This is a genomic window from Bradyrhizobium sp. USDA 4502, assembly GCF_054063355.1.
In genome coordinates this window covers 134,126-156,981 of the sequence record NZ_JBSSGF010000001.1, presented here as the reverse complement: position 1 = coordinate 156,981, position 22,856 = coordinate 134,126, and the positions used below count along the sequence as shown (strand labels likewise).

At 57.2% G+C, this 22,856-nt stretch carries 18 protein-coding genes; 7 read left to right on the top strand and 11 right to left on the bottom strand.

Annotation, left to right across the window (positions count from 1 at the left end):
- Positions 1 to 17 precede the first annotated feature (17 nt).
- From ACVW1B_RS00715 to ACVW1B_RS00705, 3 genes are all read right to left on the bottom strand, one after another.
- Positions 18 to 1,778 carry an adenylate/guanylate cyclase domain-containing protein gene (locus tag ACVW1B_RS00715; RefSeq protein WP_253603763.1) on the bottom strand — a complete coding sequence of 587 codons (1,761 nt, stop codon included), beginning with the start codon at positions 1,776 to 1,778 and terminating at the stop codon, positions 18 to 20.
- 775 nt (positions 1,779 to 2,553) lie between these two features.
- The gene (locus ACVW1B_RS00710; protein ID WP_156436445.1) at positions 2,554 to 2,724 is read right to left on the bottom strand and encodes a hypothetical protein; all 171 of its coding nucleotides are present in this window, start codon (positions 2,722 to 2,724) and stop codon (positions 2,554 to 2,556) included.
- Between the two features lie 214 nt (positions 2,725 to 2,938).
- Positions 2,939 to 6,193: an AMP-binding protein gene (locus ACVW1B_RS00705; RefSeq protein WP_253603765.1), complete on the bottom strand. Its 3,255-nt coding sequence runs from the start codon at positions 6,191 to 6,193 to the stop codon at positions 2,939 to 2,941.
- A gap of 88 nt (positions 6,194 to 6,281) precedes the next feature.
- Here ACVW1B_RS00705 and ACVW1B_RS00700 point away from each other — a divergent pair, with 88 nt between their 5' ends.
- Positions 6,282 to 6,791 carry an ATP-binding protein gene (locus ACVW1B_RS00700; RefSeq protein ID WP_375167292.1) on the top strand — a complete coding sequence of 170 codons (510 nt, stop codon included), beginning with the start codon at positions 6,282 to 6,284 and terminating at the stop codon, positions 6,789 to 6,791.
- A 568-nt stretch (positions 6,792 to 7,359) separates the two neighbouring features.
- Here the strand turns inward: ACVW1B_RS00700 and ACVW1B_RS00695 are convergent.
- Positions 7,360 to 7,950 carry a hypothetical protein gene (locus ACVW1B_RS00695; protein ID WP_253603767.1) on the bottom strand — a complete coding sequence of 197 codons (591 nt, stop codon included), beginning with the start codon at positions 7,948 to 7,950 and terminating at the stop codon, positions 7,360 to 7,362.
- 617 nt (positions 7,951 to 8,567) lie between these two features.
- Positions 8,568 to 9,236, bottom strand: a complete 669-nt coding sequence (locus ACVW1B_RS00690; RefSeq protein ID WP_253603769.1) for a dethiobiotin synthase — start codon at positions 9,234 to 9,236, stop codon at positions 8,568 to 8,570.
- A 931-nt stretch (positions 9,237 to 10,167) separates the two neighbouring features.
- Here ACVW1B_RS00690 and ACVW1B_RS00685 point away from each other — a divergent pair.
- The 4 genes from ACVW1B_RS00685 to ACVW1B_RS00670 all read left to right on the top strand — a co-directional run bounded on the left by ACVW1B_RS00685 (position 10,168) and on the right by ACVW1B_RS00670 (position 15,293).
- The gene (locus ACVW1B_RS00685; RefSeq protein ID WP_057019370.1) at positions 10,168 to 10,527 is read left to right on the top strand and encodes a Dabb family protein; all 360 of its coding nucleotides are present in this window, start codon (positions 10,168 to 10,170) and stop codon (positions 10,525 to 10,527) included.
- Positions 10,528 to 10,636: 109 nt separating this feature from the next.
- Entirely contained in the window at positions 10,637 to 12,031 is a 1,395-nt protein-coding gene (gene pabB / locus ACVW1B_RS00680) for an aminodeoxychorismate synthase component I (RefSeq protein ID WP_253603772.1), read from the top strand.
- Complete coding sequence (locus tag ACVW1B_RS00675) at positions 12,028 to 12,612, top strand: anthranilate synthase component II (RefSeq protein WP_253603773.1); 585 nt, start codon at positions 12,028 to 12,030, stop codon at positions 12,610 to 12,612. The genes pabB and ACVW1B_RS00675 overlap by 4 nt, the downstream gene beginning before the upstream one ends.
- A 1,538-nt stretch (positions 12,613 to 14,150) precedes the next feature.
- A complete protein-coding gene (locus tag ACVW1B_RS00670) occupies positions 14,151 to 15,293 on the top strand; it encodes a hypothetical protein (protein WP_253603774.1) in 1,143 nt (380 codons plus the stop codon).
- Here ACVW1B_RS00670 and ACVW1B_RS00665 read toward each other — a convergent pair.
- From ACVW1B_RS00665 to ACVW1B_RS00645, 5 genes are all read right to left on the bottom strand, one after another.
- Positions 15,290 to 15,577 carry a hypothetical protein gene (locus tag ACVW1B_RS00665; RefSeq protein ID WP_253603775.1) on the bottom strand — a complete coding sequence of 96 codons (288 nt, stop codon included), beginning with the start codon at positions 15,575 to 15,577 and terminating at the stop codon, positions 15,290 to 15,292. The two genes, ACVW1B_RS00670 and ACVW1B_RS00665, sit on opposite strands and share 4 nt — an antisense overlap.
- Before the next feature lie 685 nt (positions 15,578 to 16,262).
- The gene (locus ACVW1B_RS00660; protein ID WP_253603778.1) at positions 16,263 to 16,586 is read right to left on the bottom strand and encodes a hypothetical protein; all 324 of its coding nucleotides are present in this window, start codon (positions 16,584 to 16,586) and stop codon (positions 16,263 to 16,265) included.
- Positions 16,587 to 16,655: 69 nt separating this feature from the next.
- Positions 16,656 to 17,165: a hypothetical protein gene (locus ACVW1B_RS00655; protein WP_253603783.1), complete on the bottom strand. Its 510-nt coding sequence runs from the start codon at positions 17,163 to 17,165 to the stop codon at positions 16,656 to 16,658.
- Between the two features lie 1,076 nt (positions 17,166 to 18,241).
- The gene (locus tag ACVW1B_RS00650) at positions 18,242 to 18,523 is read right to left on the bottom strand and encodes an MFS transporter (RefSeq protein WP_253603785.1); all 282 of its coding nucleotides are present in this window, start codon (positions 18,521 to 18,523) and stop codon (positions 18,242 to 18,244) included.
- A gap of 52 nt (positions 18,524 to 18,575) precedes the next feature.
- Complete coding sequence (locus ACVW1B_RS00645; RefSeq protein ID WP_375167291.1) at positions 18,576 to 18,965, bottom strand: Uma2 family endonuclease; 390 nt, start codon at positions 18,963 to 18,965, stop codon at positions 18,576 to 18,578.
- A 36-nt stretch (positions 18,966 to 19,001) separates the two neighbouring features.
- Here ACVW1B_RS00645 and ACVW1B_RS00640 point away from each other — a divergent pair, with 36 nt between their 5' ends.
- Both ACVW1B_RS00640 and ACVW1B_RS00635 read left to right on the top strand, forming a co-directional pair.
- Positions 19,002 to 19,313, top strand: a complete 312-nt coding sequence (locus ACVW1B_RS00640; RefSeq protein ID WP_253603788.1) for a type II toxin-antitoxin system HigB family toxin — start codon at positions 19,002 to 19,004, stop codon at positions 19,311 to 19,313.
- Positions 19,313 to 19,687: a helix-turn-helix domain-containing protein gene (locus ACVW1B_RS00635; protein ID WP_253603789.1), complete on the top strand. Its 375-nt coding sequence runs from the start codon at positions 19,313 to 19,315 to the stop codon at positions 19,685 to 19,687. The genes ACVW1B_RS00640 and ACVW1B_RS00635 overlap by 1 nt, the downstream gene beginning before the upstream one ends.
- 373 nt (positions 19,688 to 20,060) lie before the next feature.
- Here the strand turns inward: ACVW1B_RS00635 and ACVW1B_RS00630 are convergent, their stop codons facing one another.
- The gene (locus ACVW1B_RS00630; protein WP_253603791.1) at positions 20,061 to 22,802 is read right to left on the bottom strand and encodes an acetate and sugar kinases/Hsc70/actin family protein; all 2,742 of its coding nucleotides are present in this window, start codon (positions 22,800 to 22,802) and stop codon (positions 20,061 to 20,063) included.
- Positions 22,803 to 22,856 lie beyond the last annotated feature (54 nt).

Genomic DNA, 22,856 nt, shown 5'->3' with positions numbered 1-22,856 from the left:
AACCCATTCGCCAACGACTATAATGGAAGGCCGGCCTTTCGTAGCCCGTCAACCAGGTGCTCCAAGTCTTCGGCGCGTTTGAGAATGGACACTTGCTTCTGGGTGCCGCCAATACTGTATCTTGGATTCAGGCGCAGAACCTCGCTTGCCTCTGCACGAGCATCTTCCGTTCGTCCCAGCTGAGCGTATGTCGCGGCCAGGAATGCGTGGCCATACTGGTGATTGGGAGCCCGTCCGACCGCTTCAGCCAACCAATGTTGGGCATCGTTATACTCTTTGAGGTGGTAGTGAGCTACGCCAGCCATCAACGGCGCAAAATGCGGATGGAATGGATCAAGGCGCATTTGCAACTTGGCGATGGCAATAGCTCTGGCCGGGTCCCCTACCGAGTAGAATATTTGCGCAAGGCGGTAGTCCGCGAAATTGGGGTTTAGCGCCAGCGCTCTTTCGGCGGCGGCGGTTGCTGCATCGAAGTCACGCTTGCGGATGACGTTGTAGCCCAATTCAGCGTAGGCTTCGGGCAAGCCCGGATTGTGCGCAATCGCCGTGCGTGCCAATTTGATAGCCAGGTCAAGGATAGTGGGGCTCAAATATTCATCGTTCAAGGGATTGAGCCAAGCCACCCTGTGAGTGCTGGCCAGCATTGCATAGCAACGTGCATAGTTCGGATCGAGGGCCAGCGAATCGGCGAGATGCCCTCGCGTCCGCAACAGTTCTGCCATTTGCCAGGAGGACTGGAAGGATATCCAAGCCGCAGCTGCACGCATGTAGTGATCGTAGGCCTGCCAAGTCGCGGGCGGCTTGAGCAAGGTACGTTCGGCTTCCGCCATGTTCACATGGGCGACCAGAATTGCGGCGATCGTCCGCGCGACGTCGTCCTGGATCGTAAATACATCCTGTAACTTTTGATCATACCGCTCGGCCCAGCGATGGACGCCACTTGCAGCATCAATCAATTGCGCCGTGATCCGAACCCGGTCATTGCCCCGACGAACGCTGCCCTCCAGAACGTAGCGCACGCCGAGCTCTTGACCCACCTGACGTAAATCAACCGCTTTGCCCTTGTATCGAAAGCTCGAATTGCGGGCGATTACGAACAAGTCGGAGAAGCGAGACAATTCGGTGATAATGTCTTCAGAGATTCCATCCGCGAAGTACTCTTGCTCCGGGTCGCGACTCATGTTCTCAAAAGCCAGGACAGCGACCGAGGGCTTCTCGGGAAGTGTAAGTGGTGGTCGCGGCGGAGCATTGCCGAATGACACGCGATAGACCCGCACCGGCCGGGCAATGTTCTTCAGTTGATGCTCGCCACGATCCTCGAATTCGACGTCAAGCTTATCTTGCGTATCCTCTCGTACGCGTTTCGACACGCAGATGCCGCCCGGCTCGCAGAGCGCCTCGAGCCGAGCCGCGACATTTACCCCATCCCCGAAGATGTCGCCCTCATCTATCATGATGTCGCCGGCATTGATGCCGATGCGGAACTCGATCCTTTGCTCCATTCGCACATCGGTGTTTCGGGTGATCATGCCACGCTGTATCGCGATGGCGCATCGCATCGCGCTAACCACGCTCGCGAACTCCACCAAGATTCCATCGCCGGCGCTTCTGATGAGGCGCCCGGCATGCTTTTCAATCTCGGGGTAGATGAGTGCGGACAGATGCTCGTTCAGCCGGGCGTGCGTGCCCTCCTCATCAGCACCCATTAGGCGGCTGTAGCCAGCCACATCGGCCACGAAAATAGCACTCAGTCGCCGTTCCACGCGGTCTGCGGCCATAAAAGCTCGCCCTGATCGGATCTGACCGGTCTTTAATTAGGAGTCTATTGTCGGAAGCAGGAGGTGTCTATCGGGCTCCGAACATTGCTGTCCGTCAGGCGTTACCAGACCGCGGGAGATCTGCAATATCGTAGGTATAGATTTGCCTGCTTTGATGTCGCGCCTGCAAGATTCGCAGGTGCGATGAGCACGTCCGAAATGCGGGTCAATAATCGCAAGATTTACATGATTGCAGTTTGCGGCTTCGACCTCCTTTTGCCGGCCCGGCATCCTTCGGGCAAGTTTGGCTTGCGATTGTTCTTCCCTCTTCTCGGGCTTCCACAATAGGTTTCCCACGGGCGGCGGGATGGAGGACTGTGGGACCGGCATCTTTGCGCCGCCGTCAATATCAGCGGACGAGGTCGCCTGATGTTCCGAGACTTTCTGCCAGCTGGCGAGAGGCGCGCAAACGACAAAACGTCGGATCCGAACTTGTATGCTGTCGATGCCGAGGCACGAACGATCCATGAGAGATAATCGCCGCTCGTCAATGCATAAAGCTGCTGCCAATTCATCTTGACGTTGCCGTCCCAAGGGGTCGGCATGACGTCACTAGGGCTTAATACACTGGGCTCGAAATGAGTTGCGTTTCGCGTTCACTCCTCAAGCGCTCCACCACGTTTTCCGTAACGGAAAGCCAAAGTTTTAGCGCTGCCCGACGCCCCGACCACGGAGCCCTGCATGAATGAAGCAAGCAGACCACTGCAGTTTTGTCGGGCGCTGATGGCCCCGGGCATTAACGGCGCTTTGATCCTTTCTGGACGGTCTTGAGCGCTTGGTTGACACCCTTTAGCGATTCATTGACACCCTCCAGCTGCGCTTGCAGGGCGTCCCTGCGCTTCTGCAAGTCCTTTAAGAGTGCTTTCTTCTGCGCCGCGGTCAATTTCTCGAAGTCAATGAGATCCACTGCAAATCTACACATCGCCGCCTCCAAGTGGCAGAAACTAGATTTGACAATCCCTTGTCCGATACACGGCTGAATTGTCGACAATTTCTAGTGGATAATCAAGCTGGATGATACTCGGATCGGACGAATTTTGGGTGGCCTTGCGCGTGGTAGGGCATCGGCACAAAGCGTTGCACTTTTCTTTCACCGGCTCGGTGCGACTGACCTGATCGTTTCAAGGATCAATCAATCGGCCAAGCTGCTTGTTGGGGCGCGCGGCCGCATTGGCCAAAATTGTGATGTAATCGGCAATCCAGTTCTGAATGGTGTTTGGCGCGAACAAGTCTTCTTTGCGTCCGCATATGCCGCTCATTCCCAGCGGCGTGTCCTTGATGGTCATCGACAGCCAAGCGCGGTCGATCGGCATGGCTGAGCGTTCTTCCTGATAGCCGAATGGCAGAACCGTCAGATCGGGCGCCTGGAGCGCTCGGCGGAACGCGACCTGGAGAACGAAATAGACCTGAACGAGTGATGCTGGGCACAAGCCGGTTGCTTCCGCTAATCGGCCGGCAATGATATCGAACGGGAGCTCTTGTCTGGCATGAGCGTCCAAGACGGCCTTGCGCACCCGATCAAGGGCTTCAATAAAGGTTAGATCAGCATCAAGTTGGGTGCGGATGATCGCTGTATTCGCGAATGGACCGATCACGCGTTCTGTCCTGAGTTGAGAGCGATTGGCCATCAAGGTCGCAACGCAAATGTCGTTCCGTTCGCTCCGGAGCAATAGCAGGGTCTTGAAGCCGGCAAGCAAACTCATGAACAGAGTTACGCCCCGATCACGGCTCATGGCGTTCAGCCGCGTCAGCAGATTGTTCGAAATTTGAAATGGTTCCTGGAGAACGCGCGAGCTCAATTCTCCTGCTACGCTGCCTTTCGGAGTCACAAAGGGAGGTGAGGCTTTGTCGAGGTGCCGCGTCCAGTAAGCCAGCTGCCTGTTTGCTTCCTCGGTGCTGGACCACAAACGCTGCCAGCGAACGAAGTCTGAAAATTGAAACGATGGCTCGGGCAGCTGCGCCTTTGCGCCGGCAATCGAGCTGGCATAGATCTTCAAAAGCTCTTCCATGAAGATTGCCATCGACCAGCCATCAATGATGATGTCGTGCATGACCAGAAGTAAAACGTGGTCGCAGGCGTCGAGCCGAAAGACATAGGCCCGGAATAATGGCGCATCGTTCAGGTCGATCGGTTCCAACGAGCGCTGCTCAGCTTCCAACTTCACCCTTGCCAGCACAAGTTTCTTGGCCTGTGCGTCTGCGGTGTGCGCCAAGTCTGCATAATCCTTTACGACGAGGATCGATCCGACATCGACCTCTGGCGCGACGTGAGCGAGAGGAACCTCACTTTGCCAGATAAACGCCGTGCGCAGCATGTCGTGCCGGTGCACGAGCTCACCAAGGCTCCGCTCAAGCGCAGGAATGCTGAGTTGGCCCTGCAATCGATAAGCGAACGGCAGGTTGAACTGTGGTAATCCGGGCAGTTTTCGCTCGATGCGCAGCATACGCTCCTGAACGATGGACACCGGCTGCGGGCCATCTGCATCAGCGTGCGTGATTTCCGTAAGCGGATCGTGCCTGCGCGCTACCGGGCCGCCGCCATCTTTTGATGATGCGATACGAAGTCCAAGAGCCGCAACGGTAGGCGAACTGAAGATATCCTCGATCGACAGCGTGGTGCCGAAGTGCTCTTCCACACGCAAAATCATCTGCGTCATGGCAAGTGAATCCACCCCGAGCGCGAAGACATCCTGGTCAGCGCTGATCTGATCGATGCCCAGGATGTCCTTCCAAAAGCCGGCCAGTTGACGCTCCAATTCCGAGCGGGGGGCGACTGCCTCGCCGCCGTCCTGCAACAAGCAAGTCTTTGAAAAGCGGGCCGCAAGTTCGTTGCGCTTGATCTTCCCGCCGGCACCTTGCGGGATCTGTGGCACAATCAGGATGAGGCCCGGGACCTTGAAGGCGGCAAGGCGCGATCGGGCAAAGTCCCGCAGACTGTGCGGGCTCACATTTGCGTCCTGGCGCAGCACGATAGCGGCGGCGACGTCCGCGCCTAGTCGCTCATGGGGAACAGCGAAAACAGCGGCTTCGATCACATCCGGGTGGCTCAGCAAGGCGCCCTCTACCTCGGCGGGGGCAACCTTCTGCCCGCCCTTATGGATGATCTCCTTGATGCGACCGACGATGAACAGATACCGATCGGCGTCGAGGTATCCGAGGTCGCCGGTCCGGAACCAGCTGCCCTGAAAGGCCGACGCGGTAGCGGCGGCGTCATTATCGTATCCTCTCGTTATGGTGGGGCCTCGCAGCGCGATCTCCCCACGTTTGCCGAACGGCAAGCGGCGACCTGCACTGTCCAGTATCGCAATCTCGGGGCCGGCTGGCCGGCCGACTGAACCGCGCTTGCGCCGCTGCAAGGGATTTGCGGCGATTTGGGTGGCGGCTTCCGTCATGCCATAGGTGTCGATAACGGGAACACCAAATAACGCTTCCAGTCGCTCGAGCACCTCCGATGACAAAGAGGTCGAAGCCGAACGAACGAGCCGCAAGGAGGATCGCAGCGCACCCTGCTTGTGGCAATCCGCGGCCTCCAATATAGCGCGATGGATGGCCGGTACCGCCGTGTACCAGGTCGGTTGAAACTCCGTCAGCCAGCCGAAGAACGCTCTTGCATCGAAGCCGGCAGGACAGACTACGCTGGAGCCCGCCGCAAGCGCGGCCAGAAGTCCCGAGATCAAGCCATGCCCATGAAAGAGGGGCAGCACACTCAGCAAGCGGTCGCGAGCCTCAAGCTCCAGGGCGGCGCCAACATTGCCGGCTGACAGGCAGACGCTCGCATGGGTCAGAGGAACCGTTTTGGGCCGCGACGTACTGCCGGATGTCATCAGGATGAATGCGTCGTCAGCGCTGGACGCAAACTCATCGTCAGGCAGCCCTTGCGGCGCCCGATCGGCAACACTGAACGCGCCGGCCGCCTGGTCGGGCCGCATCGATGCGTCGATCACGGGCACGCCCTGGATGCTGGCGGCGCGTCGGCAGGCCGAATTCAAGTCAGCGTGCGTCATGAGCGCCGCCAGGTGCAATTCGCCGAAATAACGCTGGTATTCATCACAGGTGAAGCCGGGATTGAGAGGTACGCAAACCGCGCCAGCTGCGACGGTGATCGCCGCTACTGCAGCCTCTGGTCCGTCCGCCAAAACCACCGCGACCCTGTCAGTTCGGCGCACGCCGACGTTTCGCAAGCCGAAAACCACGGCCTTTGCCTGCGTCCACAGCGCACCATACGTCATCGGGAGGCGTTCCGGGGCCAGAATGGCGTGGCGCTCCGGCGCATGTTGCGCATGGTCGGCCAAGAGATCTCGAATGCAGGGAAAGACGCGTCTGCCGGCGCTCTTGCGTGCGGTACTCTTCCGCAATTCCTTGATGATGTTCGACAATGCCGGCCTCCCCTGGTCAATGTCGCTCCGTGTGCCAGCCCTATTGACGTCTTTTCCAGCGCGCCGGCCCCATCGAAGACGGGAATAAGTGGTGGCGTCGTCGGCGCTCCGCGGGAGGCGCTCGACGGGGAGCCGCTCGGCTGCGCTAGAGGCAAGTTGCCCGACAGGCAGCATCTTACAAAGCACAACCACTATAGCAGTATGCTTGGCCGCCGTCCGGCTGAGCCACGGCAGTTCCGGCGTTCGCCACCAGCCAGGCCAAGGCGAAAGCTGGAATCAAATAGACAGAACGAAGCTCCGCCGCGGCGTAACACCTTTGGCTGATCAACCGCGCTATGCTAACACGCCGAACCGAGCGTTACCGAATGAAGCACGGTTTTCGCCGATCCGGTGGTCGCCACCTGCGATCTTCGAGCGGCTCTTGCACCAAAGTCACGTGCTGGCTATTCGCGGCGACAGCTACCGGCTCCGAGCCGAGCGAAACAGGTGCCTCATCAGCCGCCCGCCGCTGACGGTCCTTCGGTCGGCTCGCCTCGGGCCTTCCCGTCGGCCGCCGACGCAACATTCAAGCGACATCACGAACCGCGGGTGGGGATAGTTCGTGACGCAAAGGGGCCAGTTCCGGACCGCGTTTGAGAGGCCTTGATGAAGCCAGATCTACTCGCAGCGGCGCCTCGTCGGTATCGTTGATGCCTTCGATGTCAAGTTCCCGGAGCTAAAACTCCGGACGGCGCGCTTGCCGCGGCCACCCGTCGAGCGGCGGTTCACAATGAGTCGAATCACCGCTAGATGCGCGCTTGCGGCGCCGGACGGGACGAAGGCTCGAAAACATCACCTCGTTCAAAGATGAATGAGAATGAATAGCGGGCCTGTGCCGTGGCCGAGGGCCGGGGCCGCGGTCGGCTCAACACGGTTGCGAATGTCAGATCGCGAGCGCAGCATCGCTATACGGCGCTGCTGGGTCCAGGACGTCAGCCAGACCGCCATGGAGGCTCCGCAGTCGAGTCCTCAAGTCTGGCAGTTTTGATGCTTCGAATGTGCCAGCGGTCGGGAGAATGCGACGCCCTCTGAAACGCGGACAATTCACCGACAAGCGGTGAACTGTCCACGTAGTTCAAGCAGACGAGCCCTAGCTCACCGACTTTGCTCAGCTATCGACAACAGTTTCACACTTGCCGCCGCGTAAGCCTTACGAACCCTCCTTCCGCCAACTCGGCATTGTAGAGCTTGCCATTGAGAGAAATGGTTGTCGGGTGGTTTGGGCTAGGCATGAGTCCTTCGTCGCGCAGCTTTTCAATTAAGGCCAATGGGGCCCATTGCTCCGGGACAACAGCGCCATGGTCCCGAGCCTCAATGAAGAACGCTCCGAAATCTGGCGCTCCCGCTCGGCCGGCTCCAAGCACTTGGGCCTCCGGCGGGTTGTGAATGAGGCGAACATGGCCAGACGGGTCCAAGGCAGCTGTGTACCGGTGTCCCCGAATATCGTAGGTCATGGTCGGCTGGTCTGCATCCGGAACAAGACCCAAATGGCTCAATGTATCAGCCATTCGCTCTGGCATAGGTCGTGCTTCGGTGCGGTGCCGGAATTCCCGCGGAGCAGCGTGCGATACATCATAGACCGTCTCCTCTGGGGCCGCAGACGACGATGAGCCGGCTTCACTGAAGAATTGCCTGAGCATATCCTGATCCGCTTCATTCAATTCCTCGAGGTCTGGGGACCCATGCGCTCCGGCACCGTTGATCGGATTCATATCCATATAGTCCTCCTCCTATGAGAATATAGGCTGCATCCGCCAGTTTCTTCGCTCGGTTCATGACCAGTCCGTTCACTGGCAGCATTGTGATCGAGAGATCGCGTTCGCATGGTCGCAAGCTTTGCTTTCGAGAAGCTGACCGTCTTCGGGAAATCACAGCAGATGCGCCCGCTTTCTCCACTCTGAAGCCCGGCAGTCTGCGACTTGACGATCTCTCTAGCTTTCCCAGAATATCTGCGGGGCTACATCTTCCCAAAAGGCGGCCGCGGACATTTGCCCTTGCAGTCTTGATCCGCCGACGTACAGCGCTTCAATCCTATGCCCGCTAGAATGCACAACGACAATCACCGTGACGCCGCCGAGTACAACCTGAAACGATGCCGTTACCAGGGCAGCAACCACGAACCGGTGTGACTATCGAGGACCACCAACTTCAACAAACTCAGTTGCTGGGTTTGCAAAGAATACAGCAAGACACGATCTCGGCTTGCCGCTCCTCTCGACGATTATGCGAAGGCAACCGGACCTTTCCTGCCTGCTGGGGGCCAAGCCTCGCGTTCAGGCGAACCGCTCGTTTGGGAGCTGGCTGCGAGAAGGCGCCTTACCATGCGCACCGCGTGTCATGACTTGAAATCATCCCGCCAGAAGGATGCTTTGAACGCAGCTTGCAGCGTATCTGCCGCCAGAGGCGCAATCCAGGGCAGCCGCCCTAGCCACCGCACCCGTCCAATCTCGCAAATGGCTCTCACCGCATCCGAATTCTTTTCGCCAACGAAAGCGATTCCAAGAATGTCGATCTGGCGCTTGCGGAGCGCCTCTATAGAGAGCAGCGAACAATTGATGCTGCCAACGGTTGTGCTCGCGCAGAACACGACTGGAAGCCGCCATTTCTCCAAGACGTCAATGTAAAGCGAGCCGCAATTGAGCGGCTCCATTAGCCCGCCGATCCCCTCGATCACGAGCGGCTGCCCTTCAGTGTCGGGCACGTCCAACGAATCCGCGTTGATGCGAACCTCGTCAACGTCCGCGGAACAGTGGGGCCAACCGGCCGTTTGCAGTCGGTACCGCTCAGGCACGATGCGATCTGGCGAAAGACTTGCAAGCCGAGCGACGCGCTCAGTGTCCGTTTCTCCTTCGAGGCCGGCTTGTATCGGCTTCCAAAACTTCGCGCCAAGTAGATTGACGAGCCCTGCGCAGAACACAGTCTTTCCAACGCCGGCGCCGGTACCCGTGACCACTATCCGCTGCTGGCTCGTCGAGCTTGACCTCTTGTCCAGCGTTGTACGCACCTCATTCTCCATTTTACAGCGACCAAAGCGGACGCCGGTCGACAGGACCGCTTACTCTTCGTAATACGTTGAACGCATGGTGCCCTCACCTCCCGGTTCGAGCAAACGGCTGCTAGCGACCCTGCTGCGTGCATCGCTCCCTCAAGGCTAACGGCAGCAAGTTATGCAAGCGCCGCGATAGGTGTCCGCTGCACCCGCTCTGAAAGACTTCTGGATACCGACTGTTAGGTTGAACCATAGACGGCTGTGGCGCGCGCCATTGCGCCCTCCCAGAGTTGCGTTTGATGCGTTGTCGCAGGTTAAGATTGTTATCGGCGCGCAAATACTGTCCAGATCGGACGGAGGCATTCACGCGCCGTCGGATGTATCCTAATAGACGCAGAACGGTACGCTTCGAGCGAAGCTGTACGATTGATGACTGGCTTCACGTGGTGTGGTCGATCGAATGAGCGCGGATTCGTTCGGCCAGGAAACAGCGATCGAGGCATATGAGCTGCAACGAGGGTGATTTTGCGTTCTAGACGTTGTGCGAGCTTCCGCCGAAGCGCGAGCAGGCTCGGCCGATGTCGCATAATCGACCAGGATGATCCTGCCAAACAAGACGTCGACGCCTCGCTGGCGGCTTCGTATGCACCGAGGCCTCTTTTTGAACGGCACCGGTCCCGGCAATGTCCGACTTTGAGGGCCTGCACCGCCTTTACAAGGGCTTAGAGCGCGCACGTCGATCACGCCTCACCTACGTAAGCCGTATCCAGAGCATTGCGCACGGCAATTGTCAGATTCCGCTGACATATATCAGGAAGGTCTGCTGCACAGTCGCGGCATCGTACAGCGTCAAAGACCGCTCCGGCTGTCGATGCGTTCGGCATTGCCTTGAGCTAGATCCCGATATAACAAGTGGTCAAGTTGCGGCGTCACGTTTACGGCCACCATGATCCGTCATATCGTCTTCTTCACAGCCAAAAAAAAAGCCGATATCGACCAAGTCGTCGAAGGTCTATCGGTTCTCACCTCAATCCCATATGCACGCCGGCTCGAGATTGCCCGCAACCGCAAGAGCGACCAGCTCGGCAATGATATTGATGTCGTTGTGTATGGTGAATTCGACAGCGAGACGGATCTCGCTGCGTACAAGACGCACGACTTGTATCGAGAAGCGATCCGATGCGTACGGCCGCTCCGGGAGTTGCGCTTTGCCGCTGACTATGAGCTGTCGAAAGACGTGCATTTCGCTGGAACAGCAGGGCTAACGCAAGTCGCTCGGCGTAGTGGACCAGCCGGCCGTGAGTAGCTTGATGATCAGCCGCATGTCTTGTACGTGCGGCACGGAAATACCCCTCCTTCGGAGGGCATCAAGCGGCGCAGGCCTCACAACCTGCCGGTTGTCGTAGCAGACAGCCATGCACGTCCGCGAGTTGCAGTGGATTGAGCCCGTCAAGGCGCTGCGATGTCTTGCGCAGCGGCCACAGCTTACCTTTCTCGACAGCGCCGCAAAGCATGAGCTGCTCGGCCGTTACTCATATCTGGCCTGCGAGCCGTTCAGCACCTACTTAGTCGCTGATGGACAGGCAAGTTGGAACGGCGAGGCAATTATAGGGGACCCATGGGAGGTTCTCCGCGACCTCCTTGCCAGATACAAAGAAGCGTATCGCCCCGATCTCCCCCCATTCCAGGGCGGCGCAGCCGGCTTCATTGCCTACGATCTAAACCGAACACTGGAGCGGCTGCCGGCACCGTCAATTGCGGGTCTACGGTTGCCGCAATCAATATTGCACTTTTACGACGTGGTGGTCAGCTTCGATCACCGGGACCAGAAGTGCTGGATCGTCTCGACCGGCTGGCCGGAGCAGGACCCCACTCGACGAGCCGAGCACGCGCGTCGTCGCGCCGACGAGTTTGCAGCACTGCTTGCCAGGCCAAAGCCGCCGCGGATCATAATACCCAGCACCGCAGGGCGATGGCATTCGAATTTTAGCCGTGACGATTTCATAGCGGCCGTTCAGCGCGTCGTCGATTTGATCCTGGCGGGAGATATATTCCAAGCGAACATCGCGCAACGCTTCAGTGCCGAAGTGTCGCCCTTGTTCGATCCGCTCACCTTTTATTGCCAGCTTCGGTCTTTGAACCCGGCCCCGTTTGCAGCTCTCCTGCACTATGACACGCTGACGATTGCGTCGAGCTCTCCTGAGCGATTTCTGAGACTTGACGGACGGCAGGTCGAAACACGACCGATCAAGGGCACAATCGCGCGCTCCGCTGATTCCGCCGAAGATCTGCACCGTGCCGAGCTCCTTCTCGCGTCCGAGAAGGATCGCGCCGAGAACATTATGATCGTCGACCTGTTGCGCAACGATCTGTCACGCGTTTGCACAGACGATTCGGTCGAAGTTTCAGCACTGTGTAACCTCGAAACCTATGCCTCAGTGCACCATCTTGTCTCGGTGGTGAGAGGCGCGCTTGCTGCAGAGCAAGACGCTGTCAGTCTACTTCGCGCCTGCTTTCCCGGCGGCTCCGTCACTGGCGCTCCAAAGGTGCGAGCAATGGAGATCATTGCGGACATCGAGAAAGTGGCGCGAGAGGTCTATTACGGGGCGATCGGCTTCATCGGATTCAATGGACACATGGACACGAACATTGCGATCCGCACCGTCGTGATCGAAGATGACCTGGCTACATTTCATGCAGGCGGTGGAATAACGGCGATGTCGAATCCGGAAGCCGAATATGAGGAGACACTTGCCAAGGCAAAACGATTGTTCGAGGCCTTTGATGCCGATCCATACGGTGCATTTTGATTGTCATCATCGACAACTACGATTCCTTCGTATTCAACATTGCGCGCTATTTCCGCAAGCTTGGGGCACAGACGCAAGTGGTCCGAAGTGATGCGATCAGCGTCACTGAACTCGCTGCGCTCCAGCCGCGCGCAATCGTCATATCTCCCGGTCCCTGCACTCCCATGGATGCCGGTATATCCACCGCGGTTGTCCGCGAACTTTCGGGTTGTGTCCCAATCCTTGGCATCTGTCTCGGCCACCAGTGTATTGGGAGCGTTTTCGGGGGACGCGTCGTGCGCGCACATCGTCCCATGCACGGCCAAGCCTCACCCATAACGCACAGCGGTCGTGGGTTGTTCGAGGAACTCCCATCTCCACTTTGTGTTGGGCGGTACCATTCTCTAGCGGTCGAACTCGATCTGTCAGAACCACAGGATCTCATGGTGACAGCCCGCTCAGATGAAGGTGAGATTATGGCTTTGTCACATCGGCATCACCCAACCTATGGCGTGCAATTCCACCCGGAGTCAGTACTTACTCAACAGGGGAACGTGTTGCTTAGGAATTTCTTGCGACTGGCGGCCAGTTTCCGACCGTGAGACCTGGGATTTCGTCGATGGCGAACCGCGCATTTCGCTTGGCAGAGTCGCACAAGATGCAACGTGAAAGCGGAAATAGCTCAGTTGGTACGATACGTACGTAACTTTCTCTTTTGGTGCCGCCTCAATTGAATTACTCGGAGCCGCGTCGGGCTAGTCGCAGCACCTCCATTCGGTAAATCAGGATCATCTTCTAGCTTCTTAGCGAAAACGTTTATTCGAGATCCGCCAAGAGATTGGCGGAGCCTAGGCGGTACTTTCGGTACCGCTGCCCTAACGGGCGTTTCCTCCCTTGACTTGGCCGCCGGTCCTGTGGGATCGGCGGTTCTCTTCGCTATCGATCAACGCTCTCATGATTGAGATCATAGATCAATCTGCGGCTCCGCGATGGGGACAAATGTCATCGGGGTCGAAAAGTATTCACGCAACATAGAAGCATAGAAGCGTGCATACCGGGCGAGTAGCGCTACACTTTTGAGGTCAATGCCAAGGCGATCGTGCAAGACCCGAACGACGTTACAACCTCTTGCGGTCTATCGGATCAAAGATCGCATTAATCGTGAACTGAAACGCAGCACGGAACATGAGAGTTGAGATAGGGGTGGTCTCCTCTCCTATCTGCCATTGACGAGATGCGGCGCAGATTAGCGCGCAGGGTACCGTGGGTTCGAAAGCTCCCTTCCGCCAGTTGCACATCTTGCACCCTCCCCCACGTCTTCCCATCATTAAAAATAGCTGCAAGCGAAGTGACGTGTCTCCTTGCGATCCCTTAGAGTGTCCGCCGAAATACGAGTCACGTCTACGTTTTTGATGTGGAGGGCTGCGTGGGCTTTGGAGGACACTTTTCAGTGGCCAAAGAGGCGGTGCTGAGTCCGATTTGGCTGACCAAGCGAGAAACAGCGGCACGCGTCCGTGGGCGAATCGAGCAGGACTTCCTGCCGCGCGGGAGCGAATTGAGTGCGCTCATTCGCGCGGTCGATTGGTCCACGACCAATTTGGGACCCATTGATAATGGCGCACATCTCAAGAGTACGGTCAGCCTTATTGCTGGGGCAAAGAAGCTTCGTCCCAGGGCAGCAATTAGGCCGTGCTCGCAATCATCAAGCACTTGCTTCCCGCTCAGAAACGAAACAAGCACGTCAAACATCACCCTCCCAACCCTAGGAGGAAATGCCGCAGTTTTTGAAGTCGCGGGCAGAGGACGCGTCCGACTCGGAACGCATGTTGCGATGGATAATCTTGACGGCATACCCGGTCCGGCCGGTCGCACCTCCTCACCCACCGCGGTGCGAATAGTCCGGGTAATCACTGGCGGGAGCTTATCGGTGCCGCCGAGAAGATTACGGACACGCACACCCAAGCTGCAGCGCCTTTCGGTCTGCCCGCCGGTTGCCACTCTGTCTTTATTCGGGAAGCTGTATCACACCTGTTGCGTGCAGTATGATTCAGATGACTCGTTTCCGCAACAACGAGCCAGCCAATGCCCGATTACCTGTTTTCGTCCGAGCGCCTAAGCAACCTTATAGACCAGCGAGGACGTGACGCTTCCAATCAAGTCAACAGCTTTGACCCCGAGGATATTCTACAGAAGCCTGGCAGCCATCATCGTCGCACATTTCTCTATCAATCTCCCCATTCTCCGGAGAGACCAAGAAGTCCTGAGCGAGCCGCGCGAAACAATGCAGGTCGCCAAGGACTACGGACGCACCATCAACGTACCTGGAATGGAAATCTCACTGACCATTCCGTTCGAGGGAGAGGGTCGGTACTTCAACTATCAACCTGACGCGTTCACGTCGCCGGCTCCCATTGGACAGGTAACATCCGGAAACAAGCTTATTCTTATCGTAAAAGGCAGGGAGCTGGTCGCCCAGCAGGTGCGCGACGCATTCGAAAATAATCTCGCCGAAATCGAAAAATATCTCGGGTGGCAGAGAAAGAGCGTTGAGCCGTTCAACGCGAGACTGAGGCAGAACGCGCTGGAAGCAATTGCAGCGCGGAAGAAGAAGCTCCTTCACGCGCGCAACATGGCCGCTTCGATTGGCCTGAACATGAAGCCGGTACTGCCCTATCCGTCGAGCCATAAGGCGCCGCAGATCCAACGCAAGCCAGCGCCCCCATCACTATCGTCGGCAAAGCGACAGGCATTCGTTTCAGAGCCGGAATTGGTCGAAGGTGATTACCAGCATATCCTCGGTATCATCGAGGCCATGGCAAAGGTGATGGAGCGCAGCCCAGAATCATTTGTCCATCTCGATGAAGAAAACATGCGGCAGCACTTCTTGATCCCCTTGAATGGCCATTATGAAGGCATAGGGACCGCTGAGGCATTTAATAGCGAGGGAAAGACCGACATTCTAATCCGCATCGAGGATCGGAACGTCTTCATCGCGGAATGTAAGTTTTGGGGCGGTCAAAAGGCGGCCCAGGAAGCTATAGACCAGTTGCTGGGATATTTGACGTGGAGAGATACGAAGTCTTGCTTGATTATGTTTAGCAGGCTCAAAGATTATTCCTACGTGCTGGGCGAGCTTTGGAAGAGCGTCGAAATACATCCAAATTTCAAAAGAGAAGAGCGCAAAGAGGGCGAAACGCGTCGTCGTTACGTGTTCCGAAGCAAGAATGATCCGGACCGCGAACTGATACTGACGGTGCTAGCTTTTAACATCCCCAAGATTTAGCCCCCGAAAATCGGCACGCCATATTTCACAAGCAGCCCACCAGCCACGGTCCCAGCAGAAAGCAGCCCGCCCCACAGAAGGGGTCGACGACCTGCAGCCGCATTGATGACGGACAGTAGGAGCAGACCACCCCAGAACTTGCCGTAGTTCTTACAAAAATCACCGTTCTGCTTGGCGATCTCAACCAAATCAGACGGCTTCTCGCTTTCGACCTTGGCGCTCTTCTTAGATTCAGGACGAGCACCACCCTCCACCCTTTCGGGTAGCTTTTTGCTCATATTCATTCCCCTCCCGAGGGAGCCTACCGAAGCTCTACTGCGAGATGGTTGCGCCTAAATATACTCTCAGCGCAATCCTGTTCCTCGTACGTTCCGAATCCCTAGATTCGAACCCCTTAAGGTTTTGAATCAGCAGCACCCGAACACGTGCAATATACCCCGAAAAGTGAGCACTTAGACATGAACGACAAGGGGCGGAACGCGAGTACCGCCCCTGTCCTATACCGTTGGATTCGCTCTCATAAGTCGCTGGCTTCAGCACCGGGTATTAATTTGCGGTGAAGGCGGCGCGCCCCTGATTTCGAAGATAGCCCGGCACGTCGCTGCTAGGATGGCGATGGTGCAGCCACGGCTCTGATGATTGGGCATTCGTCTGTGGGGTTCATTTCCATACTTTCTCTTACGTTTTGGTCAGGCGGCGCTTCGCAAGACATCTTCCTGGGCAAACACGAAGTTCTTCGTCCCTCGCCTCCAGCCCACAACGCGCCAATTATCCAATGCCTTGAGTTGCCTGCAAGAGACCAAGACAGTCCCATCAGCTTCATCGCGTCGGGATAAGTCAGCCCATCGGATGTAAATCGCATCAACGACTCGGAACGCCGCCCAACCTTTAAAATTCTCAGGGCAGCATTTGCGAAGGCAACCTCCGCCTCCGTCAGCGGGCGAATAGGCCCGCTCATGATGATCTGCGTCATCCCTTGCCGGTGCGCTCGAACATGCGCTCATCTTCCGCACGGTCGATTGGCTGCTCAGGAAGGTGCCGACCTTGCTGTAGCCGCCGCGCTTCCATCTCATCGAAGGTGAAGCCGAGCTTGTTCTTGCGACGCCGGAAGATGCGGTAGAGTGAGCCGCGCTTCACGTTCGCCATCTTGCCGACGAAGTATTTTTGGGGGGTGACGGTCTTAGTCCGCACCATTAGCACTGGCTGGCGAAGCTGTGGGGCACTCCAGTCATCCAAGCCCGCGAGCTTGCTACCGTTATGCCGCAGGCGCGACGCTGCATGGAATGAAGCCACTCTTGTTGTCGCAATGGCCGAAGTGCGCCAGGCCGAAGCCAAGGTCGAGATGCTGAAGGCCGACGCCGTTTAGTAACCCGATGGATTGGGCGCAGGAAGGTCCCTGTATTGGCTATATGAGATCAGGAACTCTCGCCAAAAGAACACGACCTTCTCAGCCACGCTCCGGAAGTCGGTCCACTCAGGACCCGTTGCCTGTATCGTTATGATCAGCAGCGACGTTGCCTCGAAATATCCCGATTCAACATAGTCGGGTTCAACGTAATCATTGCCGACCGCAGTCAGCCCAAAGTTCTCTGGCTTGAAGTGCTTACTGCCGTTGGCGATGCTGCGCATATCCGCCAGGAGTGGATTGTGCCTGCACACCCACTCTTTCAGCTGTTCTTTTGGCATGAAACCCAGCTTGGCTTGTAAGGCCTTATCTGCCGCCAGCCATTCCTTCCAGACCCATTCCGACAGATGGTATGCGGTCAGGGCAAAATTGATCGCGACACGCGCCGAGACGGGATCTTTCAAAAAGTCCTCATACTCAGCGACGAGCTTGAGATAGAAATCCCGGCAGTTTGTGATGTCGAACATGTGCCACCCGCTTGCGCGTGGCTATCTTTTAAACAAATCCGTATCCAGTGCAAATGCACCAGCCCAACTGGCGTCAGCTTCGTCTTCGCCGAGGTCCGGCCCCACCTCGCCTTCGCAGCCGCCTGCATCTCCGGCTTCTTGGCTTTGCCTGCCCGTCTTCGACAGCGTCACCGTCGAGCACTGCGGAAGTTCGCCGCCGAGTGCAAAGCCGAGCTGGCCGGGTTGATGCCGAAGGCGGCTTAACCCGGCCCCACACCACAACGGCAGCAACGATACCGACGATGACGAGCGCACCGATGATGGCCCAAAACCCCTCCGCGCTGACGCTCACTCCCCACAAGCTCACTACTAACTTATTCATAGGCACATCTTTCCCGTGGCGAGAAACGACATCTCGCAGCGATTGACAACGGTGCCTGGTGAGAGCGACAGCGCTCAGCGTTGTGGAGGAGAGTCGCAGACTCCTTCAACCGAGCAAAGCGGCCTTAAAACAAGGGGTTTTGCGAGATGGAAGAGGGGGCGCGGCAGCGCGTCGACTGACCCCTCCCCCCACGGCTTTCACGCATGCAACGCACCCGGCTTCGACGGCTTGCTGAAGAACTTTGCCGGACGTCGCATCCGGAAGCCGTATGCGGTCCGGCCTGTCCCATCGCCATAGGGTCCTTGCTCCACGAACTTTTGCAGACGGTTCACTGTTGCTCCACATCGGCTTCTGACAGTGCGAGATCTGAGCGGACCTAGGAGCTGAAGATAGTGAACCGCGATGTGACGGCAGCGCGGCGCTAGGGAAGTGTCCGGCGCTCTGAAGCGAAGCGCCGTCTGGGAAGGCCGGCTGAACCTGCAATCGATGCGGCTCGGAATCTCATTTTCCACGCCGATTTCTTCCTGACGGACTACAGGTCAATCGTGCGGGGCCCCCTTTCAAGAACGAAGCTCACAGGCACAAGTTGATGCTGCGAGGCTCGAGGTGTCGATGAGATTTGCTGTCCCGCTTGCCGCACTTCCGCACCGGCCCACCGAGATTTCGGCCGGGACCTTCCTCGCCGTGATCTGCACCGCGCTCCTTATCCTTTGCGTCACGACCCGAACGCAACTGCTGCTCCAGCCAACGCAGCATAGCTTGCGAGCGCGATGCGCAACGAGCCCAGGGCATCGGCGAGCCTTCCTACACACGGGCCTGAAACAAGGCGCACCAACATTGCAGCAGCCAGGATTGAGCCGATCTGCTGAGGCGTCAACGTTCTCGTCTCGAGAAATTTTGGCCAGAATGGCGATGCTACCCGAATGCAGCATAGAGCGCGGCGTAAAGAGCAAGGTCGGAAGCGGAATGGCGACGTCAAATTCCTCGAACTTCTCATCGGTCCACTTTCCGTCTTCTAGACGCCGGTGAAACGCAATTTCGGATTCGATCTAAATAACCGGGTCGACGCTCTTCAAGCCTTGGTATTCGCGCAGCTTATCCTGGTAATCGAAGACGGCGGTGCCCGGCGAGGAGACCTCGACGATCAAGTTCGGCTTGAAGGCCGTCATTGCGGACGCATTGAGCGGGCCACAATCCACCATGACGTCGGGATATCGGATCGTGTCCGGACCGGTCAGAACGGCCGTGTCGCTCGACGTTGAGCGACACCCTTTCTTCTTCCCGGCCGGAACGAAGGCGGACTGGACGTTGCTGCAGATGCGCGGCGGGCTTTGGCTTCGCCGCGAAAGTACGAACTGAACGAACCGTGAATTAGCCCGAGTGCAAGACGATCTTGTTATTGGCGAGCGACATGATCTTCCCAAAAATGGAAATACCATCTTCCATTTTTGGAAAATCCACGGTAGTATCCTTTCATGCTGGTGATCGGCACGGACATTGTTGAGCGCTATTTTGCCGAGCGCTCTGGTCATCAGGGCATCGATGCGGCGCGCGCTCAATACAGGGCATGGCTGGCGATTGCGGAGGCTTCGGACTGGCGGACGCCGCAACAGGTGAAGCGATCGCATCCCAAGGCGAGCATCCTGAAAGGCGGACGTGTGGTGTTCAACGTCAAGGCCAATGACTACCGCCTGATCGCCATGGTTCAATATCGTGATGGCGTGTTGATGATCCGCTTTTTCGGCAGTCATGAAGACTATGACAAGGTGGACGCGGAGACGGTGTGATGAAGGCGACATTGATAATTATCCAGAACCAGGCCGATCATGAGGCGGCCAAGGCGCTTGTCGGCAAGCTGATGCAATCTAACGAGACTGCCGATCGAGCGCGCATGGTAGCTCAGGCTCGCCTTATCGAGGCGTATGAACGCGCGCGCTGGCCGCGCAAAGCGCCGCCGTTGCCCGATTTGCTGACCTATCTTGTGGAACAACATGGTTTGACGCGCGCTGATCTTGTGCCGCTTCTGGGCACTGCGAGTCGCGTCAGTGAGGTTATGTCCGGCAAGCGCGAATTGAGCATGACGATGGTGAAGCGTCTGCGCGAACGCTTCAATATTCCGGCGGATTTGCTGATTTCCGCGAGCGGAAGTGTTGCGGCTTAGGTCAATCGGGACCATGACTTTCGATAGGGAACGTACTTTGCTCGGCAGCCGTCAACATTCCCATCGACGCGAGAAATTCAGCGCATGCGATTCCAACGACTTGCAGGGGGATTGGGGGGACGCAATTCGATCGGCGCCGCAACGCGACGTCGGCGACGAAAGATGGCTCTCCGGCAAGGACTCGGCCGACTTCCTGTGCTGCTGAGGGGTTGAAGTTGACGCCCCGCATCATCGAAGTCCCCGTCGCAGGCCCTTTGCAAGTCATGGGTGGTGGCAAAGAACAGCGGAAGGCGAATGGCGACCGGAGCCCGAGCATTTCGCTCGGGTAGCTGACCAGTCGAGAATTCAACGATAGTTACGGATAGTCGAACTTTTACTCCACGATTCGGTTTCGCAGCTTAACGCCAGAAATAGCCACCGATCTTGAATCGTTCTGAAGCAAACTTGCCGTTGCGGAAAACAGCTCGCCAAGATGCCCTTCAGCGGTTAAGACCACTTCCGCCTTTTCCTGAATCGCTCTGAACGCAATTTCTTTGCCACCCTGCCGAGCGATATCGTAGACAAAAAAGTCCGGCTCTTCGTGGTGCGATCGCGCCTGATCGATACCGCGCACGACGAGAGGAAACAAGCTCAAGCCTGCACCATTCGCAACGTCGAGCACAAAGACAAACTCCTGCGGAAAATCCTCCATACCTTCGTATTCGTAAACGTCGATGAAGGGCGGGGAGCTACCTCTCGCGTTGCGAAAAATGCCTTGGAAGGTCTTCGTGCTGAACGGTTTCCGCCTTGCGTCCTCGAAGTAGCCGAACAGCTTCCCGTTGAAACATTTTGCCAAGACATTTCCAACTCTCTCGAGGGTTCTTGAATAGTCTAACCCGTCGGCTCGCTTGCCATGCTTGGTTTGAGCGAGCTGCGAGACAGCGTGATTTAGCTCGGTGAGATGAGGTTCCTGAGTAAGGGCGAGCAGCTCTTTGGCAAAAATCCACTTGGGGCCAGTCATTGACGCGCAGCGCTTGAACATGTCCCAAAGTGGCCCGGCCGATCGCTGCCGGAGCGCCTTGAACAGCGTTCCTTGCGGCCCGCCATGAGTGCAATGCTCAGCATAAGCGACGTATGCCGCCAGTCCCAGTGCGGCCTCGAGGGCTTCCCTGCCCCAACGGTCCATTTGATCGGGCGTCGTTTCAGAGAGAAACCTGCGAAGGGGATAGGCAGTCGGATAGGGCAGAACGTCGATGAGGTCGTTCAACGTCATCCAGGTTCGGTCCATCGCCCGATCGGCGTAGACCCGAATGTCGCCGGCGTTGACGTAGCAAAGTGACGAAGTGCTGGTGCCGAAATCGAAGCCCAGGTAAGTCTCTCCGCCCGCTTCCTGGGCGGCGTAGGTCATATCGACATAAAAGGGCCTCCCCTTTACGACCGATTGTTGTCCCTGTGAACCGCGACCATAGATGAATGACGGCTCTGCCGTACCGTCTTCCCGAACCAAAAGTTCAATTCCGATGCCGCTGCCAAAGACCGCACCTTTCGGCGTCGCGATCCGGGTATCTAGATTGTGCCTAGCGCCCGCTTCTTCGGGATCGAACGAGGACCGCATGAAGAAGTATTCGAGAGACTGGCTTGGCGCCTTGCTCAATCGGACCTTCCAGCGCAGAGGTCTATTGATCAGGCTACGCAAGCTCGTTGAGGAGGGAAGAAGGACGCCCAGGTCGGTATCGATGCCCTCGAGTTCCGGACTGTCAGGCGAGAACTTCTTGACTTCGAGGCCGTGATTGTTCGGGTTCAAGCCGAGACACAGACGGTTATAGGTGATCGCGCGAAAGTCACCTTGGCCCTGAGTGTAATACCGGCGCGCGCACTCGACCGCCAATCCCTTGGAAACGATCTCCTGGAAGTTTTCACTCAGCTCCAATATCTCAGCTTGATCGAGTTGCGAGGAAAGATCCCGCTCGATCAGCGGTTTGAGCCAGCCAATGTTGGATGATCCGCCGGACAGCAATACGACGGTAATCGGCCGACCACCTAGCTCCTGCTCTGCTCGTTTGAGCACAGACTGGATCTCTGGAAGAAGCTTTTGCTTCCAGATCCTTTCCGAAAAGATCGACCTAAACTCGGTCGGCTCGAAGCGGATGGGAATCCAGGTCGACGATTCCTGCAACGGCTTCTGCGGAATGTCGACGACGCAAGCTGGAGACGACGTAAGGTTCGCGTCCAGTTTCCATGATGTGATTCCAGATGAAACGGTTAGTTTTGCCTGCTCCACAGACCGCAAGACGCGTCGGTAATTTCGCACAAAAGCTGCCTGGTCAGAGCGGACTCCAGCCAAGGTTTCGTCATCGGCATTCTTTAGCTGAGGAAAAACCTCCAAAGCTCGATTGACTGCACTTTTATCGATGGAGCGATCCATTCCGCGGAACAGCAGCTCTCGCGCGATGGCGTGATTTATCACGAATCCACCGACAGGCAGGGAGCGCGCGGCCAAGGGTTTCGAATTTCGACCACTTTGACTGATATCGCCCGCGATCGTCGTTTCGATGATGGAGGCATCGAATGTTCCTCCCCCGAAATCGAACACAAGAGCAATCTGTCTTGCGCGTTGCGCAACGAGAGGATGCTTCACGCCATAGCGATAATACTGAAAGACGGCGAACGGCTCCGGCATGAAATCGATCTCGGCGAACTTGCCGCCGAGAATGCGCCGAATGCTGCCACGGTAGTTTTTTAGCCAATCCTCGTGGTCAAGCCGGTCTGATGTTCCGATCAGGGAGAGCGGTTCGGCCACGAGGATTCGGGAAGGTGCTTCGTACCCTTGCAAGCGGATCGTATCCATCGCTTGCGCGACGACCGCATCCATGAAGTCTTTGGCAATTCCAAGGGTCGAGCGCCCCTGACCCGAAGACGAACCGCTGCGTGATTGTGCCAGTTTGATCGGATCATCGTTGCCGATCTGAACCTTGAAATCTTCGCGCAGCTCACTTACCTGATCGCTGTTCTCCAGCGCATCGAAACCGACCCACGTTTTCTTCTCTTTATAGAGAACGACAGTGGGTATCAGAGATTGTCCTTGGACCCGCACCTGTCGAACGCTGTTGATGAATAGTTCTTTGGATTGCGACATACTGAATGAGTTTGTGAGGCGGGAGGAATCGACCGGACGTAGCGAAGATCAACC